Genomic DNA, 22209 nt, shown 5'->3' on the forward strand with positions numbered 1-22209 from the left:
ATTTTTTATTGGTGATGATTTTTTTGTTGATTTTTTCTCGATGATCATCAATTAATCTGGAAAATTGTACTATTTCGATACTTAGAAACACATCACTCCTACCCACAAACTACTTGATGTTCATTTCTAGTCTAGTCTTTCAAATTAATTTTCTATCCTCCTTCCCACCGATTTTTTGATATTTACTTTCAACAACATCCTTTTGATCAACAACACTCACAAAACTGATTTACCCCACGATATTGGCTACGAACAAAACAAACTAAAAAATGAAATTGAAATTCTTATTACTCATCGTTTGTGGCGTTTCTTTATTCTCTTCATGCAAACAAGAAGTAGCACAGAAAAGGAAGCCCAACATCTTATTTATCTCTATCGACGACCTTCGACCGGAGATGAGTTCCTACGACAATAGTATGGCTATTACGCCTAATATCGACAAGCTTTCGAAGCAAGGAACACAGTTCAATAGAGCCTATTGTCAGCAAGCTATTTGTAGTCCGTCTAGAGCTAGTTTAATGACGGGTGCTCGTCCGGAAACCATTAACGTGATCGAGAACTATACGTATTTTAGAGACGAGAATCCCGATATTATCACGCTTCCACAACATTTTAAAGACCATGGTTATACTACAATTAATTGTGGCAAAGTGTATCATGCGAAATACAACGATCCAGGTTTATCTTGGTCGATGAAGCCTGATAAATCCTTAATTAAAAATACTTTAAAAGGACTTGTTGGTGGATATATCGATCCTAAAAATCAAGAGATCTTTAAGAAGAATAAATCGGCCATGATTAAAAAGTATGGCGATAAAGCAAAATACGGATTGGGATTAGGTCCAGCTTTCGAATGCATGGACGTTCCCGATAATCAATATATCGATGGATACGTGACCGATTTAGCTATTGCGAACATCAAAAAGATTGTTGAGGAAGATCCTGAAAAGCCTTTCTTTATGGGATTAGGATATATCGCCCCTCACCTCAACTTTATTGCTCCTAAGAAATATTGGGATTTATACGACCGTAACGATATTGAATTGGCAGAAAACAATACGGCTCCAGAAAACGGTGCGGCTATGGGGTTACATGCTTCTTTTGAGCTTAGAACAAGAGCCAATATTCCAAACAAAGGTGATATTCCAGATAGCTTGGCTTTAGAATTAAAACACGCCTATTTGGCCACTTCTAGTTATGTAGATGCTCAAATTGGAAAAGTATTGGACTTCCTTAAAGAAGAAGGATTATTGGAGAATACTATCGTGATGGTTTGGTCTGACCACGGTTACCACTTAGGCGAAATGGGTATTTGGGGAAAAGCAACTAACTACGAAATCGCTACTCGTGTCCCTTTAGTGGTTTGGAGTCCTTTCCAAAACGATAAAACTAGAGGACAATCATCAAATGCGCTGGTTGAATTGGTAGATATGTACCCTACTTTGTGTGATATGGCCGGGTTGCCAAAGCCTGAACATTTGGAAGGAACATCATTTACTCCATTATTAGGTCAACCAAACTTACCTTGGAAAGAAGCGGTGTTTAGTCAGTTCCCAACACCTGCATTGAGAGAATGGGCGGCGAATCCTTTATCGGAAGGAATGAGAGAAACTTATTTTGGTCCACTCATCGAAGAGGTGGAGCAAGAAATCAAAGATCAGATGAAAGAGGAATGGGATCGTGCCTTGTTCGAAAATGATATTATGGGGTACAGTATGCGTACCAATGATTATAGAATGATCGTTTGGAAGAATAGAAAAGCACCTAATGAAGCCCCTATTTTTATCGAACTATTTGATCATAAAAACGACCCAAAAGAAACTAAAAACATTGCCGATGAACGTCCTGAACTAGTGCAACAACTTATGCTACAATTTGATAAAGGATGGAAAGGAAATGTGCCTCAACAACAATCATAAAAAGGTGAAATGAAAAGAAGAGATTTTTTTAAAAACGGAATGCTCGGTGCTGCTGGGCTGGGCATTCTGGGTGCTTCAGAATTGGAAGCCAAAGACAAAAAAGGAAAGAAAACCGTCTTGAGCGATCGAAGTAAAGATCAGTGGACGGACATGAATGGACATCAACAAAAAGTGCCTCAGAGAGTGAAGGCCAAAACTTTCGATGTCGTGGTTGTGGGTGGCGGACTCGCTGGAATTTGTGCAGCTGTGGCAAGTGCAAGAGAAGGTGTTAAAACAGCTTTAGTACAAGATCGTTCGGTGTTAGGGGGCAATGCCTCCAGCGAAATCCGTGTGTTGGTAAATGGTGTAAATCACTTAGTACCCGATTGGATTCCCGAAAGAGAAATAGGAATTATTGAGGAACTATTACTGCAAAACCGTTTTCAAAATCCACAAGAATCTTTCCCTTATTGGGATCACGTATTGTATGATTTTGTGGATAGAGAACCCCATTTGGAGCTGATCTTAAACACTCAGGCAATACATGCGGAAATGTCGGGGAATAATATCAAAACTGCTGTTTGTTGGCAAAATACTACAGAAACGGAGCTTCATCTTTCCGCCAAACAGTTTATCGATTGCTCTGGAGATGGTCTTCTTGCTGCCAAAGCCGGTGCCGAATATAGAACGGGTCGAGAGGCCTCTCATGAGTTCAACGAAAAATATGCTCCTAAAAAGGCCGATGGTTGGCAAATGGGTACATCAATTCTAATCCATGGTAAAGACTATGGAAAACCTATGCCTTACACACCTCCTTCTTTTGCTATTCCATTTACCTTGGAAGGATCACATCCTAAACGTAAAGTGCAGTCGTATACAGAGGGATATTGGTGGTGCGAAGTCGGTTCGGAATTCGACATCATAGAGGATCAAGAAGAAATGCGTAAGAAATTGATGGGCTATGTTCATGGCATTTGGGACTACATCAAAAACTCTGGGGAATATCCTGATTCGGCCAACTTTGCTTTGGATTGGATCGGATCAGTTCCAGGTAAAAGAGAATCAAGACGTTTCATCGGAGATCATATTCTAAGTGAAAGAGATTTAGTCGATCACAAACATTTCGAAGATGCTGTCGCTTTTGGGGGGTGGTCGTTGGATGAACATAACCCCGGCGGATTGGAAAACATGAAAGAACCACCGAGTTACTTCCACAAGCAATTCAGCAAAGTTTACGAAATCCCCTTCAGAAGTTTGTATAGTAAAAACATCAATAATCTGATGTTCAGTGGCCGAAATATTAGTCAGACTCACATTGCCTTATCTTCTACAAGGGTAATGGCGACTTGTGCTTTAATGGGACAAGCTACAGGAACAGCCGCTTCGATGTGTATCAAAAAGAAGACTTCTCCAAGAGGTATTTATCAAAAATATATGAATGACCTTCAGGATATTTTATTGATGAATGATGCCTTTATTCCTAATCGTCCTTCCAATTTAAAGAACGATCAGTTTAAAAAAGCCAATAAGATAATTGCTTCTTCGACCGGATCAGGCGATGTCGAATTGCTAAAAGATGGTTGGTCTAGAGATCTTCAAAAAAGCACTAATCACTGGATGTCAAAAGGCTTGCCCGCAGAAGTGCAATGCGAATGGGATGAAGCGGTCGATCTATCATCAGTGATCATTAAGTGCGATACAAATGTGAAGGTAAACATTATGATGCGACATGTCTACAAGAATAAAATCTATACGGATAAAGTACCCCCTGAAATGCTCAAGTCGCTCTCATTAGAAGCAAGAGTAAATGGTAAATGGGTCGAATTAGGTGATGTCGACAACAATCAAACGAGAAGAATATGTTTTGAGTTTGATCAAATTAAAACAACAGGACTTAGAATAAAATTGAAAGAAACTTATGGTGCAGATGCTGCGAAATTGTTCGAAATCAATGCACTAAGTTAGCTAAAAGTAGAATCAGTAAGCAGATAGTTAAAGGCAGTTCAATTTGGACTGTCTTTTTTAGTTATCAAATCAAAAGGTAGAGCATAAAAAAACCATCTCAGTAATTGAGATGGTCTTAAATTGATATCAAAATGAACGATTAGTTGAATACCTCATTATCATTAGCGATCACCATATCATCGATAGTATAGCTAAATAATTCGCTGTTGACTAAGGTATCAGGTGTTCCGTATTCTACACCTATAATTCCTCCATCTGAGTCGGTTAAATAACGCTCAAAAGGAAAATGAATTAATGTATCTGAGTAAGAGGTAATTCTGATGATTCCCTCTGCCTGAGCAGGTTGTTCCGCATCTGTATAAGAAAGATTAATTTGATAATCCATGATGTCTACATTCGGCATCACCATACTGTCCTGAGACGCTTCTTGCTTTACCGTGTAGTACATCGGACCATTAAAATCGTTGATCTTATAAGTAATTTCTTTGTCCGTTCCGGTTACATTATTTGAGTAATCTTCTATCGTATGATTTCTCAAAGTAAGATCTGTGATGTAGGAAATTTGTAAAGGTTTTTCCTTGTACAAATTAAAACCGATCATGTTCAATGCCGAAGGAAAAGCGGTAGTACTTTTAATTTCGAATACTTCAGTTTTACTGATAGGTGCTCCTACTTCTGGATGAATATCTTGACAAGATGTTTGTACTATAGCAAGTACAGCCACCCATAAAATATGTCTTAGTTTCATAATTGTATCATTTATTAAAGGAGTGCTCCAACGTGAGGAGCTATAAATCACAGGACGCCTTTTGATAACGTCCTGTGTTTTCCTTTATCTATTAAGGTCTTAATTCAATGGCTCTTACCACGATATTGTCGATGTAGAATTCCAATCTTCCTGTGCTTGGTACTGGAGTGTCAATACCAAAGAATACTTGTCTTCTATTTCCGTTCTTATCGAAAGTAATATGTTGAGTAACCGTTACCCACTTCCCTTTCTCAACATCCGATAGGTCTGGAGTTAAGAATTGCTTATCATCACCTCCATTAGATAAATCTTGGAAATTGGTTTCTAAGCCACTAGTAAATTCGACTCCTTCAGGGATATAAATATCGAAAGTGAATTCATAATCACCTGCTGGGTTTTTCATACCGTTATCTAATGGTTTGCCAGCATGTATATTGTGGATACTGAACAATTGAGAAGCTCCTTGAGTCGCTCGATCTTCAATAATTAATGACATAGAAGCATTACCTTTTGAAGCTTTATCCGTTGTACGTCTCCATAATCTTCCATCTACAACTGAGTTATCAACCCACCATCCGTTAGCGAAAGCGTCTTGGGCATTAAGTCCTTCTAACTCGAAGTCAATCATTTCTAGATTCTCAAACTCATTGGTAGAAGTGATGTACATTTCTACTTGCTCTGTATCAAATGCATCTAAAACATTTCCAGTAGCAGATCTGATATCGCCATTACCATCATAAGAGATGAAAATCTGATCAGAGTTATATGTTTGCTCACCTACTGTAAGTACTAACTTCTTGTTGTTCGATGGATCCACTTCAACATTTGATATTGACGAGGCAGCATCGTGTCCACTTAAGTTTTTGATATGTACTTTGAATGAGTTCGCTGCATTTGAGCCAATTGATGCTACAGGAATTGATGTTTCGAAAGTGATTTTCTTGGCACTGTTTTCCTTTAAGTCTGAAGTTTTCAATAAAGCTTCATCTACTTTTATCATCAATGGGATCTTCACTTGTGCAGTTGCTTTCTCAAAGTCACCTCCACTACGGATAGCTGTAAAAGTACCTGCTTCGAAGTAATCTAAGATTTCTGGGTAAGTGACCTCAGAACTTTCATCAGTATATACAGGAAGTTCCGCATTGTTCAATGTCCACTCTCTGCTATCCGTCAAACCTCTTATCGTTTTATCAACGAAAGTTAGCTTCTCATTAATTTTAAGATCCACCTTCGTCCATTGGTCCGTATTTGTTGGAATTTCATCTCCTTCATTGAATGCGAAGATTAACATACCGTCTTTATACACTTCGTATTGAGGATGGATTTCTGGAGCTTTCACGTTTAAATTCAAAGGTATAGTCTTCGCTATATTTTGATTTATACGTCCAGAAGAACCTTGTCTGATAGTTGTTAAATTACCAGCTCTTCCCCAACCTATTTTCATTGGAGTCACTTCAAAAATTCTTTGCTTACTTGATTCACCTAACCAAGATAAGTTCCACTCTCTTTCAGTAGGTCGACCAACAGTGGTGGTATCTACAAAAGTTAGCTTATCTTCACCCGCAACAAGGTTTACAGTTGCCCAATCAGAATCGTCAGATCCATCGATTACGTCTTCTGCACCAACGACACAAAGTGTATCCACTCCATTTTTTAATACATAGAATGCTGGAGCAAGATCAGCATAAACATCAACTGTAAACGCAGTATCAATAACCCAAATACCCGTTTCAGTCTCATGAGGAACCGCTTCTAATTGTCTCGAAAGACCATTGTGCTTTACTTTTCTATCGTAAGTATTGTAAAGTCTTACTTTCTGGTAACCTGCTTCTTCAAATAAAACATGCACAGTAATGTCTTCTGTTTTACTTCCTTTGGCATTATCAATAAACGGCGTATAATCTTCTTCTGATGCCGTAAAATCGCCTGATAGAAAATGTAGGTTATCAGTAATTTCCCATTGATGGAACAATGTTCCTTGGGAAAGGTCCATAAAAGAGATATAGTTATTGATGTTAATCTCTAAAGTATCTTTATGTTCCTCACTAATTGACCATGCAACGGCCCTCACTTTTGCTTCGTCTGGCAATTCTTCATCTTTCTTACAAGAGAAGACAATCGACATAAGCAGTGTTAGCTTCAATATATTTAATACTATCTTTTTCATAGTTCTAATCTCTAATTGTTCACCTCAGGATTGGTTGAAGTTTCCGATGTTGGAATCGGATAAAAATCATGTAAACTTGGAATGTAGTTCATCAGTGCCAATTCACCATCTACAATCTTGTAGTTAGGTCTTGCCGTATGTTCCTTTTCAGGCATCGGGTGAGTATCACCACCTGGGATAATTTCTGAGTTCCAAAGGATTTTCTTAGAATTGGTTCTTGCACCTTTAAAGTGAATCACCCAATAATTCTGACTAGAAATTCTCTCGTAGTTCTTACGAATCACATTCCATCTTCTTAAATCGATCCAACGTGTCATGTAACCTTCCACAGAAAGTTCCAATGGCTTTTCTACATACATTAAGTGGTCCATCAAAGAAGTAGCATCATAAGATTTACCATCATATGTTTTGCTTAAACCTTGTGATGTTCCTAAAAGAACAACACCCCAACGGTCTCTCACTGTATTGATCAAGTTTAATGCATCTTGTATCATTCCTTGTTGGATTTTACACTCTGCCAAGTTCAAATAAGCTTCTGATAATCTATTTACGATCACATTTTTTGGCGATCTGTTTAAGCCCATTGGTAAGCTTCTTTCAGAATCCAACACATCGTAATTCGAGAAGTGTTTAAAGTAACCGAATTCTGGAGATCTTGCTCCACCTGCTCTATAAGGATCCGCTTCTGATACTGAAGGTTGTTTGTAGTATGGCGTTAAATCGTCTTGTGGTAAAGCCATCATTGCTGATGCTCTCATCGAGATCATTCTATCGAAGTTGTCGCCGTCATATTCAACATTATTTCTAGCATCTAATGGGTCCACCGGATCCAATCTGTAAGCATAAGTAATCCAACCTACAGGAATTGTTTGTCTTTGTCCACCATAAATCTGAGGTGAGAAAACGGCTGCCCATCTGTTCTGACCATTCACTTCATCCCAATCGCCCAAATCAGGTCTTACTTCGTTAGAGTAAGCAATTTCTAAGATTGATTCTGAGTTAAAATCACCCGCTGTAGTAAACATCTTTTCCATGTCTGTTTCCAACTTGTAACCGTACTCATTATTGTAAATCACATCTTCGTAGTAATATGCTGCCGAATCGTAGTTTGTCCCGTTTACAAAATCAAACATGTAAGAGTTGGCCAACAACATTGCTGCAGTACCTTTAGTTACTCTACCTTCTGCTACATAACCTGTTGCATTATTAAAAATTGCTGGAAGGTGTTCGTAAGCAAATCTAAAATCCTCTCTGATAAATGCTAACACCTCTGCAGGTTCGGAAGCTTTTTTGTACATATCGTTTGCATCCGTCCAAGAATCTCTAATAATGACTTTACCATTATTGAATGCTTGATGTGCATAGAAATGATACAATCCTCTAAAGAAACGAGCTTGTGCCATTTGAAGCATCCACTTTTCATCTTCTCTGTAATCTTCCATAGGTTCTGATTGCAAACCATGGATTACTTGATTTGACCTAAAAATAGCTGCATACAAAGCATCCCACTTTTTGTTTATTTCATTGGTTGTCTCTGTATAAGTATGCTGATAAAAAGCCAAGTATCTACTTGTTGGTGTTGGACGATCCATTCCTGGATAGCCCAAATCTGAACGACAAGCTTCTTCTCCAAAGTTCCAGATGTAATGATTCATCATAGAAGCATACACGGCAGTTAGTCCTGACTCCGAATCGTCTAGATTCTGATAGAAATCTGCTTTCGTTGTTTCGTTTGGATTTATTTCTGTTAGATAGTTGTTACAACTAATTGCTATCAACGAAATAACGAGAAATAATATACACTTTAATATATAATTATTTAATTTCTTCATTTGTCTAATTGATTAGAAGTTGAATCTAAAACCTGTTGAGTAAAGCGCGGCAATTGGATAGTTACCTTTGTCCAAACCTCTTGATGATACCCCGTTACCACCTACCTCAGGATCATATCCTGTGTATTTTGTAAATGTTAGTGGGTTCTGTGCTCTAATATAGAATCTCACTTGATCGATACCGGCTTTCTTTAATTTGTTCTTAGGAATAGTGTAACCTAAGGTTACGTTTTTCAATCTCAAGTAAGAACCATCTTCCAACCAAAGGTCTGTATCTCCTCTAAAGTTGGTTGTACCTTGTTTTAAATCACCTCTATATGCTGGAATTGGTGAATACGGATTATCAGCTGAGTACGTATGGATCTGATCCAAGTGTCTACCTTCTGAGTAAGCCATTAACTTACTACCGTTCATGATTTCATGACCAAAGGCTCCGTACCAGTTCATCATAAAGTCCCAGTTTTTATAACGAAGATTTAGGATTAAACCTGCTTCATATTTTGGAAGACCACTACCCGCATATACTTTATCTGCTTCAGTAATCTGACCGTCACCATTGGTATCTCTAATCATCAAGTCACCCATTCTAGCTGCAGGATTCACTTTTTGATATTCTGCCAATTTCTCTTCAGAGTTGATAATACCTTCTGTTTTGTACAAGAAGAAAGCACCTGCTTCATGACCTGTCGCATACGCTGTCACTCTCGATTGGTTGGTCGCACCATAAATCAAACCTTGATCGGCTGTGTACACAAAGTCTTCCGAGTTCATGTTTGTGATCTCGTTGCTATTTGTAGCAAAAGTACCTGTAATATTCCAATTCAACTTCTTGAATCTACCTTTATAACCTAGAGCCAATTCAAGACCTTGGTTCACCATGTTACCCACATTCAATGTCACCAATTTATCGTTGTTGCTTCCCGCTGAAGAACCTGCTGATGCTGGAGTAGCAATTGGGAATAACATGTCTTGTTTTGTGGTGTGGTAAACGTCTGCATTGAATGTTAAACGGTTATCAAAAAATGCCATATCTACACCAATGTTATTTTGGATGGATGTTTCCCACTGAATATCTGGGTTAGCAAACGCTGCTTGAGCGGCGCCACTATACACTTGTCCATTAAAGCTATAATCAAATCCTCTTCTGATCGTTGGAAGATCGGCATAAGGTCTAAAGCTTTGTCCACCTACATTACCATGAGATGCTCTAATTTTGAACATGTTCATTGTTGATCTAAAATCAGCAAAGAAATCTTCTTCAGAAACGTTCCAACCTACTGATGCTGATGGGAAGAACTTAAACTTGTTGTTTTCTGCAAACTTAGAGTTACCGTTATAGTTACCACTTAACGAAAGTAAGTACTTGCCTTTGTAATCGTATTGTAAACGACCAATTGTACCAATGATTTTGTACACGTAGTTAAACCCTGGAGTAACTGTTGTTTCCAATGTAGCCGATCCAAATCCTGGCTTATCGTTATCTACAATACCTCTTCTTTGTACAGTATGGCTTTGCCCACTATACTCTTCCATAGAAGCACCAATCAAAGCGGATACCGTATGATCTCCGAAAGATTTCTTAGCGAATAAACGTCCATCCCAGCTAAAACCTGTCGATCTCTCCACGGCTTCCGAATAGTACGAATTGTTAGGGTTAGAGAATTCTTTCCCTGTTTGTTGGTTCACTACTTTAAAGTAAGGATTCAATCGGTTGCGATATCTGTTCATAATATTACCACCTGCATTGGTAGTAAATGATAACCAATCGGTAAAATCATATTTGATACTAATATTACCAGATAAACGGTCTCTTGATTCATCGTCTTGGAAATACAATGCTTGATACAAGAAGTTGGCTTGCATTGCTTCTTGATCCGATGCTCCTTCGTAAATATTCTTCTCTGGATCTAATGGCGCCATGTAAGGCTTGTAACGGATTGTTTGGTTCAATAAGTTACCGCTTGGACGTTGTCTATCTTCTGTAGACAAGGCCAATGAAGTATTGATTGTCCATTTATCCGATTTGTAACTAGAACCACCTCTAAAGTTCAATCTTTCAAAATTAGAGTTGATGACGTTACCTTTCTGACCATAATAACCACCTGTTAAGTTGTAAGTAAATCCTGCACTAGAACCACCTGTTAGGTTGATGTTATATTGTTGTGTTGGCGCATAATCTTCAAAAACGATATCGTCTAGGTTGTTATCATTTTTGTAGTTGTTCTTATTTCTTGATACCAACATATTGATTTCATCATCAGAAATTCCTGGATTTAAGGCTCTTTGATGTAAGATGTCGAAATACGCTTGCTCTGAGGCATTCATTAATGGAGTGTTGGTAATGATCTTTCTCACACCATAGTTACCATCAATAGATACCTTTAATTTACCTTGATTACCAGTCTTTGTAGTAATCAAAATTACACCATTGGCACCACGAGTACCATAGACCGCACAAGAAGCCAAATCCTTAAGGATATCAATACTCGCAATTTCGTTAGGTGCTAATCGGGGATCTTCATTTTGAGGAATTCCATCCACCACATATAATGGTTGGTTGGCTCCTTCTACCTCAGATAGTGTACTTACACCTCTGATTTGAATTACCGCACTCTCACCTGGAGCACCCGAAGCAGCAGTCACACTCACACCGGCTACTTGTCCTTGTAATGCATCACCTAAATCGGAAGTGGTCATTTGCTCTAAGTTTTCCGCTTTCACGTGTGCTACTGCACCTGAAACTTCTTTCTTCTTTTGCTCACCATAGCCGATTTTAACCACCTCATCCAACATTTCTACTTCACTTTCTAATGTTACATTCAAAGTAGACTGAGATTTAATAGTCACGGTTTTCGTTTTCATACCTATAAATGAAAACACCAATACGTTTCCCTCTTCTACTACAATAGAAAAGTTACCATCGAAGTCGGTAATGGTACCTGTAGTAGTTCCTTGTAGAGTGACATTTACTCCTGGAAGGGGTAGATTATCGTCTTGTCCTATTACCTTACCGGAGATCACTCTATTTTGTGCATAGAGATTAGTAAAAGAGAATAGTAATAGAGTAATAGAAAAGATGATCCCTACCTTAAATTTTCTGGTTATCGAGTAGTATCCATTCATTTTTTCATTTCATCAATTAAGTTGCCTATTATTTATTGAAGCGAAAATCTTATAGAATATTAAAAAATTGTTCTTTATAAGAAGTCAAAAAATGTGTCGATTGTATTGTAATTTATTATTTCATTTCAATTTTAATTCATTTCAAAATTAAATATTAATTCATTGATTTGTCAGCGAATTTTGAAATTTTAATTCTAAAAAAATACAGATCGAAAAAAATCACTTGAACTTATAGAGACAAAGTATTAAAATTCTGATCGTTTTCATGAAATAAAAGTAGAAATATGATGAAAAATTGAGGTGACTTTAAATCAATTAAATGTTTTTTATAGTAAAAACATTTGATTATCAATCATTTAATAAGTTACTTTTAAACACTAATAGAGAAAAGAGATTTTTTAAGAAAAACGGCATTTTTACTTAAAGTCAACTTATTTACGCTGTTAACATCATTCACTCAAAGTTTTATTCTTATTAGTTTAGTATTAATTGAAATAATATTATATTTAAATTCAATGATGAAATGAAAAACAATTTTTTAAAATTTTCTGTACAACCGCAGAACTAAATCCTAATAAATGTATAGAATAAAACTACTTGCATTCTCTTGTTTATATTTATTTATATTTAGTGATAATTTATATGGACAAGCAAACGACCAATCATTAATTAATTTCACCACAAACGAAGGTTTATCTCATTTTGGTTTAACCTCTGTTTTAGAGGATCATAAAGGTTACATTTGGATAGGCAGCTATAATGGTTTAAATAAATTTAATGGCTACGATTTCGAGATCTTCAGAAACTCTGACGATAAAATAGTGATCAGTAATAATAAGGTGAGATCTTTATATCAGGATAAACATCATAATATATGGATTGGCACCGAAGATGGCATTACAATCTATTACTACGATCAACAAAAGTTCGTCAACTTCCCAAAACATCTGATCTCCAATTCAAAATCTGATCATCCTTTTATTATCAATAAGATTTTTGCAATCGATAATCAAATTGTATGTATTTCGGAATATGATGGTTTACTGTTCTTTAATCAGGATACCTATAAAATTGAAAGGGTGCATCCGATAGAAGTTAAGAATAAAACTTATCAATATATTTTTGATGCGATTAATTATAATGATGAATTGATTCTAATGACTACATCAAAAGGTCTTTTGATGTACAATGTGGCGAATGATACGCATGAGTATGTTTTTACCGATCGATTTGGTCCTGCAAAAAGTATTACGGTAGATAATGAAAAGAATATTTATGTGGCCTTATATAATGGGATCACTCACCTGCGCATTGTAAAACAGAATGACGACTATAAGTTCCATCAAATCAAACGTTTTTTCCAGAATGAACGATTCCTAAAAGTAGATGCTACAGTTGAAGGAAAACTTTGGTTGGGGTCTTTATCTAAAGGATGTTGGTTAGTAGAAAACCCGATTCTTGTTGAACGCAATACCACTCTAGATGAAAATTCATACAGCAAATACTTCGAAATTGGGCGTGTGAATGCCATTATGGATCTTACAAAAACCAATAAGGTTTGGATTTCTTCTTACAATGAAGGTTTGTTCTTGTATGATAGTCAGCCTCGGGCGTTTAGTTACAACGACCTCAATACGGATGAGTTAAGAGGACAACAGTTTAAAAACAAAGTTCTTGAGAGCACATTGTGGGATGATGAACATATTTTATGCAGTGTGTATTTAAGAGGTTTGGTGAATTACAATACGACTACGAATAAGATCGAACCGTTGCCAAAAGAGTTTAAAAACAACCCAATGCCGAATGCATGGTCATCGGTGATTAAAGATGATAAAGGTGGGAAGTGGTTAAGATATACAAAAGGCAGAGGAGTTTGGTATTATCAGCCGAAAGAAGAGGTAAGTCATTGGTACCCAATTAAAACCAATAAAGAATCGAAGCTATTAAAAGCAAGGTTAACTCAAATTACCACGGATCACTTCGGATATTATTGGTTAACAACCAATCAGGGGTTGTATAGAGTTAAGATGGATCAAAAAGGAAATGTATTATCTGATGAAAAATTAGTTGAGGAAGAACACATCCATATTTCTGAGGTGAATCACGTAAAAAGTGTATTGAACGATACCCTTAACCAAAGAATTTTAGTAGGAAATACATTAAGTGGGATGATTAACATCGACAATAGTAAAGATATTCCTTTAAGTAAGATGAAAAAAGTGCAATACTTTACACAATCTTCAAAAGAGAAATATCTTCCTTGTAATCATATCTCGAATATTATCAATTTAGCAGATGGGAACATTGCACTAGGAACAGAAGGTTCTGGTTTACTGATCCTTACAGAGCTAGGTGATCAGAAAGTGGTTTATAAAACCTATTCAGAAAGCGATGGTTTGGACAACAATATCATTAAAAAAGTGGTGGAAGATGACGAACATACTTTGTGGATTACGACGGATAGTGGTTTAAATCGTTTCAATCCGAAAACCAAAACGTTTAAACATTTCACCAAAGAAAATGGAATGCATACGTATGCTTTCGAAAACATCGGTTTTAAACAAAAGAATGGAGATATCTTCTTTGCTGGAGGTAATGGTATTTGTGGTTTTGATCCTGAAAAAACAGAGGTTTCCTCTAACCTACCTGAGTTTACTTTTGGCGATTTAGTGATTATCAATAAAACAGTGCATGTAAATGACAGTATCAATGGCAAGGTCATTTTAGATAAGCCGTTGTATCAACAAAAGGAAATCAATTTGGCTTATGATCAGAATATCTTTTCGATTGAATTATTATCATTACACTACTCGAATCCAAAGAGTTATAAATTAAAATATCGACTTTTACCTCAAGACGATGAATGGATAGAAACATCTTCTAAGTTTAAAAATGCATCATTTAACGGTTTACCTCCGGGATCTTATACGTTGGAAGCGATGGCATCAAATTCAAAAGATAAATGGACTGAACCGATACGTTTAGATATTGTCATCTCCCCTCCATATTGGAAAACACCGTTGGCCTACAGCATCTACGTGATGATAATCCTTGTGATTTTATTCTTTGTTGGTCGTTTTGTCTTGAACCACACCAAATTGAGACACAAATTAGAACTGGAACAAGTAGAAAGACATCGTGTGGACGAACTGAATAAAACAAAGGAAAAGATGTTTATGAATATCTCTCATGAATTCAGAACACCGATTACTTTAATTACTGGGCCTATCCAAGTACTATTGAAAATGTTCCAATCCAATCAGGATGCCTTTACACATTTGGACTTGATCAACAGACAATCGAAAAAAATGTTGCAATTGGTCAATCAGGTGCAAGATTTCCATAAAGCAGAACAAAGCATTTTAAAACTAAACAAAGAGAACTTTGATTTTAGTGATCTGATCGTCAATGTCAAAAAAGACTTTGAGCAATTGGCCGAAAAACAGAAAAAGAAACTATTGATTCAGGGAGAAGTCAATCAACTTTTCATTACAGCTGATGAGAATAAGTTAGAAATCATCCTCAACAACTTATTGAATAACGCTTTCAAGTTTACTAAAAAAGGTGACACAATTTCTATCCGTTACCATTATGATGCTGAGGGATTGAAATTTAAGGTAGAAGATACGGGGATTGGGGTGAAAGCCAAGGACTTACCTTATGTTTTCGATCGATACTATCAAAATGAAAATTCGAATACCTACTCTATTGGTTCTGGTATCGGATTGGCCTTTTCGAAACGATTGGTAGAAATGCACTACGGTAGCATCAAGGTAGATAGTACAGAAGGTGAAGGCACTTGCTTTACAGTCGCTCTTCCTGTAGAAGTAAATGCGAAAGAGGCGATGAACGAATCAAGAATGCAAGATCTTATCGCTCAAGAAGATGATGATGAAAAGCAGAAAATACTTCCTTCGGCACTGGAATTACCGACACATTTGTACGATGAAAGTCTGAAGAGTTTGAATATTTTCTATGTGGAAGACAATGAGGAATTAAGAACTTTCGTGAACAGCATTCTATCGGATTACTTTAATGTCACCACTTTCGTGAATGGTAAGGAATGCTTGGATCAGCTCGAAAAAGAATGGCCTGATTTGATTATCAGCGATATCTTGATGCCGGAATTAAATGGTCTAGAATTGTGTCAGAAAATAAAATCTGATGTCCGCACCTCTCATATTCCAATCATCTTGCTCACCTCAAGGTCTTCTTTAGACGACAAAGTAAAAGGTTTGGAAGTGGGCGCTGACTACTACATCTCTAAGCCATTCGAAATGAAACACTTAATTGCATCCGTTCAAATGTTACTGAAAAACAGAAAGCAATTGAGAGAACGTTTCCAAATCGATTTCCCTGTAGAAGTAGAGAAGAAAAACTCCAATAAAGAAGATGCGATCTTTATTGAGAAATTCTACGAATTGATAGAAGAGAACCTCGAAAATGAAGACATCGATATGAATGTGTTCGCCAAAGGACTTTACCTAAATCGTACGACCTTCTTCCAAAAGGTAAAAGCAATTACCAACTATACTCCTTACGAATTACTGAAGATCTACCGCCTGAAAAAAGCGGCTGAACTTCTCGTACAAGAACAATTGCCGGTGGCTGATGTTTGTGTGAGAACTGGCTTTAAAAATAGAACTCACTTTAGTAGAATGTTTAAGGAATACTATGGGGTTTCGCCGAGTAAGTATAGTAAGAGTTTGGAGCAGACGAGTTGAACTTATTAGTCCGAGGTCAAGGAAAATAATAACATAAAGAACTCCCACCTTTCGTAGCCCGAGGGGTTGAAACCCCTCGTTAAGGAAACGAGAAAAACATACTGCTGTTCGGGTAGAAAGAATGTTCAAAAAGATATATATGCGATCTACATCAAAAAAGGGGTTTAAACCCCTTTTTTAGTGTCATAGAAGTTGTATTTTATCAGATAGATTATCGGTATCCAAAACAACCTCTTGAAATAATTTCCTTAACGATGGGTTTCAACCCATCGAGGTATCTAAACATGCAGGTATCTAGGCATGGAGATATAGAGGCACGGAGGCATTGAGGCATCCAAGTATCAAGTGTGCAAGAATTGAAGGCTTCGAAAGCATACCCATCAATATAGAAAGTCATCAGTATCAGAACATAAAAACTCCCACCTTTCGTAGCCCGAGGGGTTGAAACCCCTCGTTAAGGAAACGAGAAAAACATACTGCTGCTCGGGTAGAAAGAATGTTCAAAAAGATATATATGCGATCTACATCAAAAAAGGGGTTTAAACCCCTTTTTTAGTGTCATAGCAGTTGTATTTTATCAGATAGAATATCGGTATCCAAAACAACCTCTTGAAATAGTTTACTTAACGATGGGTTTCAACCCATCGAGGTATCTAGGCATAGAGGCACGGAGGCATCGACGCATCCAAGCATCGAGTGTGCAAGAGTTGAAGATTAAGAGTGCATACCCATCAAAGTGGGAACTCATCAAACACAAACCACAAAAAAAGACCACTCCACAAGAGCAGCCTTTTCGATTAATTATCAAATATTGTTAGTTAAGTTTTGATCTATTTCTTTATGAATTTCATTCTCTTAATGTCTCCTTTTGTGGTTTTCAGCATAAAAATGTACATTCCTGATGGAAGCTGATCTAAAGAGAATGTAGTTTGTGTTTCCTTTTTCTCTAAAGTAATCATCAACTCACCTTGAGATGAGTAAACTTCAATCCATCCATTATCCAAACTCTTAATAGTCAACTGATCTGAAACCGGGTTTGGATATATAATCATAGAAGATTCCGATGGAGGTGTGATGCTTGTTGGAGGCAATCCGCCATCAGGTTCTTCTGGATATTCATCATCTGGATAAGGATATTCTGGAGCACCCTCATCTAGATCGTTTTTAAACTGAATATCATCGATATAGAATAAAGCTTTTGTACTTTGGATGTCACGTGATCTTAGCATTAACTGTAATCTATCGCCATCTTCGAGACTTTGATTTGAACTCCCATTTCGAGTAAAAGTCTGAGAGACAGTCACCCATTCTTCTTTTGGTAGATCTTTGATATCGACTTTTATAGTTGTTCTTGGATTGGATAAAATCACTTCAATAAAATCCACTTCTGTCTCTTGATCGATCCAAATTTGGAAGCTTACTTCATTTTCCCCAGAAGGTAAATTCATAGATCCATAAGGTGAGAAAATTGAATAGTTTCCTGAGAAATCTCCCTCTTTTTGGAAACGTAAACTGAACTCTCCCTCTGCTGCTTTTTCGTTTCTTATTCTCCAAGGGTGATTGGGGCTATTCCACCATTGCACACTTCTTCCTTGAAAATAAAATGGTCCCTCGAAGCCTTTTGCGTTAAAGAAGGATTGTGTTTCCTCCTTTTGCCACACTCTGATATAGTCTACTTTATATTCTAGAGGTTGTGTAAAATCTGCTTCACTAGGCAGGCCGTACCACCAGAAAACTTCCGAAGATAACCACAACTCATGAGGATAATCGTAACGCCATTGATCGTTCTTTTCTAATTCCTCTTTTGTTACTGATCTGAGAAGTTGACCATTGAAATAGGTCTTCATGTATTCTTTATCCCACTCGAAACCAAACACATAATAATCCTCAGCCATACGAACACCCATATCGTCTTCTACTTTCCAATTTTCGTGATCGTCTGCTTTATCGGGATCCCAACTGATAAGGTTGGTTCTGTATTTTCTTTCTAAGGTTTCTGGCTGATTTTGTGGATTTCCTATTGGTCGACGACCGTAGTTTTCGGTCATATCAATTTCTCCATGGTAACCTGTCGTCCAAAATGCTGAGGTTACTGAACCATCCGCTGCTTTACATCTAATTTCCATGTAGCCATATCGAAAAAATGTTTCACTCATTACACTTGCTTGAGTGATAGGTTTGCTACCGTCAGGGCCAGAAGTTGTTCCACCGTAATAACATCCGTTATTGGTTTCTAAAGCATAATCAAAATCGGGTTCCCAATTGGATGTTAGGATGAGTTCCCCGTTTTCGACTCTCACATTATGTCCGGCAAACTGACCAGGTGCCCTGCCCTTCCATTTTGCTCGATATTCATCATTTTCTCCGAGGATCCACCATTTTCCACGATTAAGATCGTCACCATTAAACTCGTCACTTGCCCATTTATTTAAGATCCAACCACCTTCGTTATTGGGATCTGATAGAGGGTTAACTTGTCCAAAAATATAAATTGATATTAGTGATAAAGTGGTGGTAAGTATAATTCTTTTCATTCGTCAGTGTTATTAGTCCATGCTGATTCATGGAGTTGTTTATCAATTGATTGCCCAAAAAAAAGAGGCTCCTCAAAACATATCAAGATTATTCATCATCGGTTTTCACCCATCATAATTGATCAAGAATGTTGAAACAGCCTCTTATATGGTATGCTATTAACTATTTACTTTTTTTGTGGATATCGCCAAATGTTCTTTCCAGATTTGGCATGTTGAATTTATCCCACTTCATTTCGAAGTTATAGTGTGGTGCATCGAAGAATTCTGGGCGTTTTTCCTCCCAAGTGTACGACCATTCGTTCACATCATTCTTCATGATACTCACTAGTTTTTTATTTTTTGCAGAGATATCTTTTGTTTCCCCAATGTCTTTTGTCAGATCAAATAATTGCCATTCTCCAGTACCGTCTGTGTATAATTTGTAGTTGTTTCTAACAACACCAGTTCTGTTATTGGCATTAAAATGACGCATTACGTAGATACTTTCGTCTTTTCTTGGATCTGTCTTTTCGATAATGTTCGTCCAAACATCCTTACCATCTAAAATTTTGCTCTTAGGGATACTTGCTCCTGCTAAACCGGCAAATGTTGGGAAGAAGTCTAAGGTAGAAATATTGTGTGTATATGTTCCTCCTTTTTCTAATTTAGAATTTGGGTAATACACGAACATTGGTACTCTAAAGCCGCCTTCGTAAGCATCACCTTTTTTACCTTGTAATGGAGTGTTATCAGCTCCTGCTGTTGTTTTACCACCGTTATCACTAATGAAAACGATCATCGTATTTTCTAGTTCTCCATTAGCCTCTAACCTATCAACTATACGCTTTACGTTATAATCGACATTGTATACCATGGCGGTATAAGTCAAACGCTTGCTTCCTTTTTCGGCAGCATTTTTTCCTAGATGCTTTTGCATGTCTTCGATATCACTTTCTTTGGCTTGAAGTGGAGTATGCGGAGCGTTGTAAGATAAATACAAGAAGAATGGCTCATCGTCTTTTGCAGATTCATCAAGGAAATCTAAAGTTGCATCAGTTAGTACATCCGTAAGGAACAATCCTTTTTCTGTTTCCAAGAATGTATCGTTTTTCATCATCGGACGATGGTAATCTTTTGCATACTGACCAATTTTATACTGAGAAGGATCGTAAGTGGCTGCAGGTAACCAAGAATTTGAATAGTATTCGTGACCTCCACCTAAGAATCCGTAGAAATAATCGAATCCTCTTTCGTTAGGATGGAATTCTCCTTCTTCTCCAAGGTGCCACTTTCCAACAATACCTGTATGGTAACCTGCCTGTTGCATCACATCAGACATAAACGTTTCTCCTTTTGCTACACCAAAACCAGAAAAAGCGGCTAAGTTAAATTGAGCTCCGAATACGTGAGGCATTCTACCTGTAAGTATACCTGCTCTCGATGGACCACAATAAGGATGCGTTACATAAGCAGATGTAAATACAGTTCCTTCACTTGCTAGTTTATCTAAATTAGGCGTATAAATATCTTTTGCTGAATTAGGCATAAAACCCATATCTGCATACCCTAGATCGTCCAAAACAATCATGATAATGTTTGGTCTAGGTGATTTGTCTTTGTCGTCGGCATGTGCAATATTCCCTAAGAAGAAGAGCACTAAAATTGCCATTAAGCTGTTGGTTAATTTTTTCATTTCTTATCAATACTTATTCTAAAAATTGATACTGCAATCTAGAAATAACCTTTAGAAGTGATGTCGTTTTCCGTCAAAAGAAAGATGGTTTACGTGTCAAAACATCATCTAAAGGTTATTTTAAGGACTATCTCGCCTCTTTAATGTTATTATTCTGCTTAAATGAAATTTCATCTATATAGAATAACGCTTGCTCCCCTTTAATGTCATCAGCACTCACCGAAATCTGAATTCTATCTCCTCCTTTTAAGGCTAAATCTGATGCCGCTTTTCTTTTGAAAGGAACTGTTACTTCTACCCACTTCCCTTTCTTCACGTCACTTAAGTTAACATTCACAGGTTTGAAAGGGTTCTGTAAGACAAAGGTTAATTTTTTGATGTCCGTCTTCTTATCTATCCAAATTTTAAAGGTTAACTCATTTTCTCCTTTCGGTAAATCAAGTGATCCAAATGGCGAGAAAATCGACGATTTGTTTTTGATTTTCTTATCCATTTTAAAGCGTAAGGCAAACGTTCCGTCAGAAGCCTTATCGTCTGATAATCTCCAAGGTTCTTTTCCTGGACACCACCAATTTACGCTTCTTCCTTGAAAAAAGAAGGGACCTTCAAAACCCAATGCATCAAAATGTGGACCCGTAGTTTCTTTTTGCCAGATTCTAACATAATCTACATAAAACTCTGCCGGTTCAGCCAAGTCTTCTTTGGTTGGTAAACCGTACCAAGAGAATACTTCCGAATTGATCCATAATTCTTGAGGAAACTGATGCATCCATTGGTTTTTCTCTTCCAATTCTGCTCGCGTGACATGTCGAACTAACTTTCCATCGATAAACGTTTTCATGTAGTCTTTGTCCCACTCAAAACCATACACATGGTAATCTTCTGCCAAACGATATTCCATTACATCTTCAGCTTTGTACGTTTTGAACTCAGGATCTTTTTTGGCTTCCCAATTGATCACATTCGTTCTGTATTTACGTTCCAATGCTTCTGGCTTATTTTCTGGATTTCCGATGGGTAGTTTACCAAAGTTTTCGATCATATCGATTTCTGATTTATACCCTGTCGTCCAGAAAGCAGAGGTTACTGGGGAATCGGCTACTTTACAACGAATCTCCATGTATCCATACTGAAAAAATGACTCACTCATAATACAAGCTTGAGTGATAGGATGACTCTTATCGAATTTATCTTTCGTCCCTCCGTAGAACACCCCATTGTTTTTCTCTTTGATGAATTCGAAATCGGGATCCCACTTACTTTGAATAACTAATTCGCCTTCTCTAACGTGAACGTTCTCGGCAACGAATTGTCCTGGTGCACGACCTTTCCACTTTGATCTATAATCGCCATTCTCTCCCAAGATCCACCATTTCGATTTATCTAAAGTATTGCCATCAAACTCATCACTTAATGTTTCGTTGAAGATCCATTTTTCTTTATTATCAGGATCTGAAACCGGATTTTGAGCGAATAGTGAAGTGGTGGTGAGTGCCATTAGAGAGGCACCCACTTTAAATATATTTTTGATTGTTGATTTCAT

10 protein-coding genes are annotated in these 22209 nt (G+C 37.2%); 3 read left to right on the forward strand and 7 right to left on the reverse strand.

All coding sequences use genetic code 11. The features are described 5' to 3' along the window. The first annotated feature begins 269 nt into the window (after window positions 1–269). Together KMW28_RS27725 and KMW28_RS27730 are read left to right on the forward strand one after the other, a co-directional pair. Window positions 270–1919, forward strand: coding sequence for a sulfatase (locus KMW28_RS27725; protein ID WP_169665612.1), 1650 nt, complete (start codon window positions 270–272; stop codon window positions 1917–1919). Window positions 1920–1928: 9 nt separating this feature from the next. Next, entirely contained in the window at window positions 1929–3863 is a 1935-nt protein-coding gene (locus KMW28_RS27730; protein ID WP_169665614.1) for an FAD-dependent oxidoreductase, read from the forward strand. A 139-nt stretch (window positions 3864–4002) separates the two neighbouring features. Here the strand turns inward: KMW28_RS27730 and KMW28_RS27735 are convergent, their stop codons facing one another. The 4 genes from KMW28_RS27735 to KMW28_RS27750 form a co-directional block, all read right to left on the reverse strand. Further along, the gene (locus tag KMW28_RS27735) at window positions 4003–4611 is read right to left on the reverse strand and encodes a hypothetical protein (protein WP_066215600.1); all 609 of its coding nucleotides are present in this window, start codon (window positions 4609–4611) and stop codon (window positions 4003–4005) included. A 91-nt stretch (window positions 4612–4702) separates the two neighbouring features. After that, entirely contained in the window at window positions 4703–6778 is a 2076-nt protein-coding gene (locus KMW28_RS27740) for a hypothetical protein (protein WP_169665616.1), read from the reverse strand. 11 nt (window positions 6779–6789) lie between these two features. Continuing rightward, complete coding sequence (locus KMW28_RS27745; protein ID WP_169665618.1) at window positions 6790–8610, reverse strand: RagB/SusD family nutrient uptake outer membrane protein; 1821 nt, start codon at window positions 8608–8610, stop codon at window positions 6790–6792. Between the two features lie 12 nt (window positions 8611–8622). Further along, window positions 8623–11733: a SusC/RagA family TonB-linked outer membrane protein gene (locus KMW28_RS27750; RefSeq protein ID WP_169665620.1), complete on the reverse strand. Its 3111-nt coding sequence runs from the start codon at window positions 11731–11733 to the stop codon at window positions 8623–8625. A gap of 578 nt (window positions 11734–12311) precedes the next feature. On the opposite strand from KMW28_RS27750, the gene KMW28_RS27755 reads away from it, so the two are divergent. Continuing rightward, window positions 12312–16457 carry a hybrid sensor histidine kinase/response regulator transcription factor gene (locus tag KMW28_RS27755; RefSeq protein ID WP_169665622.1) on the forward strand — a complete coding sequence of 1382 codons (4146 nt, stop codon included), beginning with the start codon at window positions 12312–12314 and terminating at the stop codon, window positions 16455–16457. An 830-nt stretch (window positions 16458–17287) separates the two neighbouring features. Here the strand turns inward: KMW28_RS27755 and KMW28_RS27760 are convergent. From KMW28_RS27760 to KMW28_RS27770, 3 genes are all read right to left on the reverse strand, one after another. Then, complete coding sequence (locus KMW28_RS27760) at window positions 17288–18991, reverse strand: T9SS type A sorting domain-containing protein (RefSeq protein WP_169665624.1); 1704 nt, start codon at window positions 18989–18991, stop codon at window positions 17288–17290. A 163-nt stretch (window positions 18992–19154) separates the two neighbouring features. Continuing rightward, window positions 19155–20666: a sulfatase family protein gene (locus KMW28_RS27765; RefSeq protein WP_169665626.1), complete on the reverse strand. Its 1512-nt coding sequence runs from the start codon at window positions 20664–20666 to the stop codon at window positions 19155–19157. A gap of 127 nt (window positions 20667–20793) precedes the next feature. Beyond that, the gene (locus tag KMW28_RS27770; RefSeq protein WP_169665628.1) at window positions 20794–22209 is read right to left on the reverse strand and encodes a family 16 glycosylhydrolase; all 1416 of its coding nucleotides are present in this window, start codon (window positions 22207–22209) and stop codon (window positions 20794–20796) included.

The sequence above is a fragment of the Flammeovirga yaeyamensis genome (assembly GCF_018736045.1).
GTDB lineage: Bacteria > Bacteroidota > Bacteroidia > Cytophagales > Flammeovirgaceae > Flammeovirga > Flammeovirga yaeyamensis.

Coding starts and splice junctions, on each gene's coding strand:
- KMW28_RS27725 (WP_169665612.1), top strand. CDS start 270: ATGAAATTGAAATTCTTATTACTCATCGTTTGTGGCGTTTCTTTATTC.
- KMW28_RS27730 (WP_169665614.1), top strand. CDS start 1,929: ATGAAAAGAAGAGATTTTTTTAAAAACGGAATGCTCGGTGCTGCTGGG.
- KMW28_RS27735 (WP_066215600.1), bottom strand. CDS start 4,611: ATGAAACTAAGACATATTTTATGGGTGGCTGTACTTGCTATAGTACAA.
- KMW28_RS27740 (WP_169665616.1), bottom strand. CDS start 6,778: ATGAAAAAGATAGTATTAAATATATTGAAGCTAACACTGCTTATGTCG.
- KMW28_RS27745 (WP_169665618.1), bottom strand. CDS start 8,610: ATGAAGAAATTAAATAATTATATATTAAAGTGTATATTATTTCTCGTT.
- KMW28_RS27750 (WP_169665620.1), bottom strand. CDS start 11,733: ATGAATGGATACTACTCGATAACCAGAAAATTTAAGGTAGGGATCATC.
- KMW28_RS27755 (WP_169665622.1), top strand. CDS start 12,312: ATGTATAGAATAAAACTACTTGCATTCTCTTGTTTATATTTATTTATA.
- KMW28_RS27760 (WP_169665624.1), bottom strand. CDS start 18,991: ATGAAAAGAATTATACTTACCACCACTTTATCACTAATATCAATTTAT.
- KMW28_RS27765 (WP_169665626.1), bottom strand. CDS start 20,666: ATGAAAAAATTAACCAACAGCTTAATGGCAATTTTAGTGCTCTTCTTC.
- KMW28_RS27770 (WP_169665628.1), bottom strand. CDS start 22,209: ATGAAATCAACAATCAAAAATATATTTAAAGTGGGTGCCTCTCTAATG.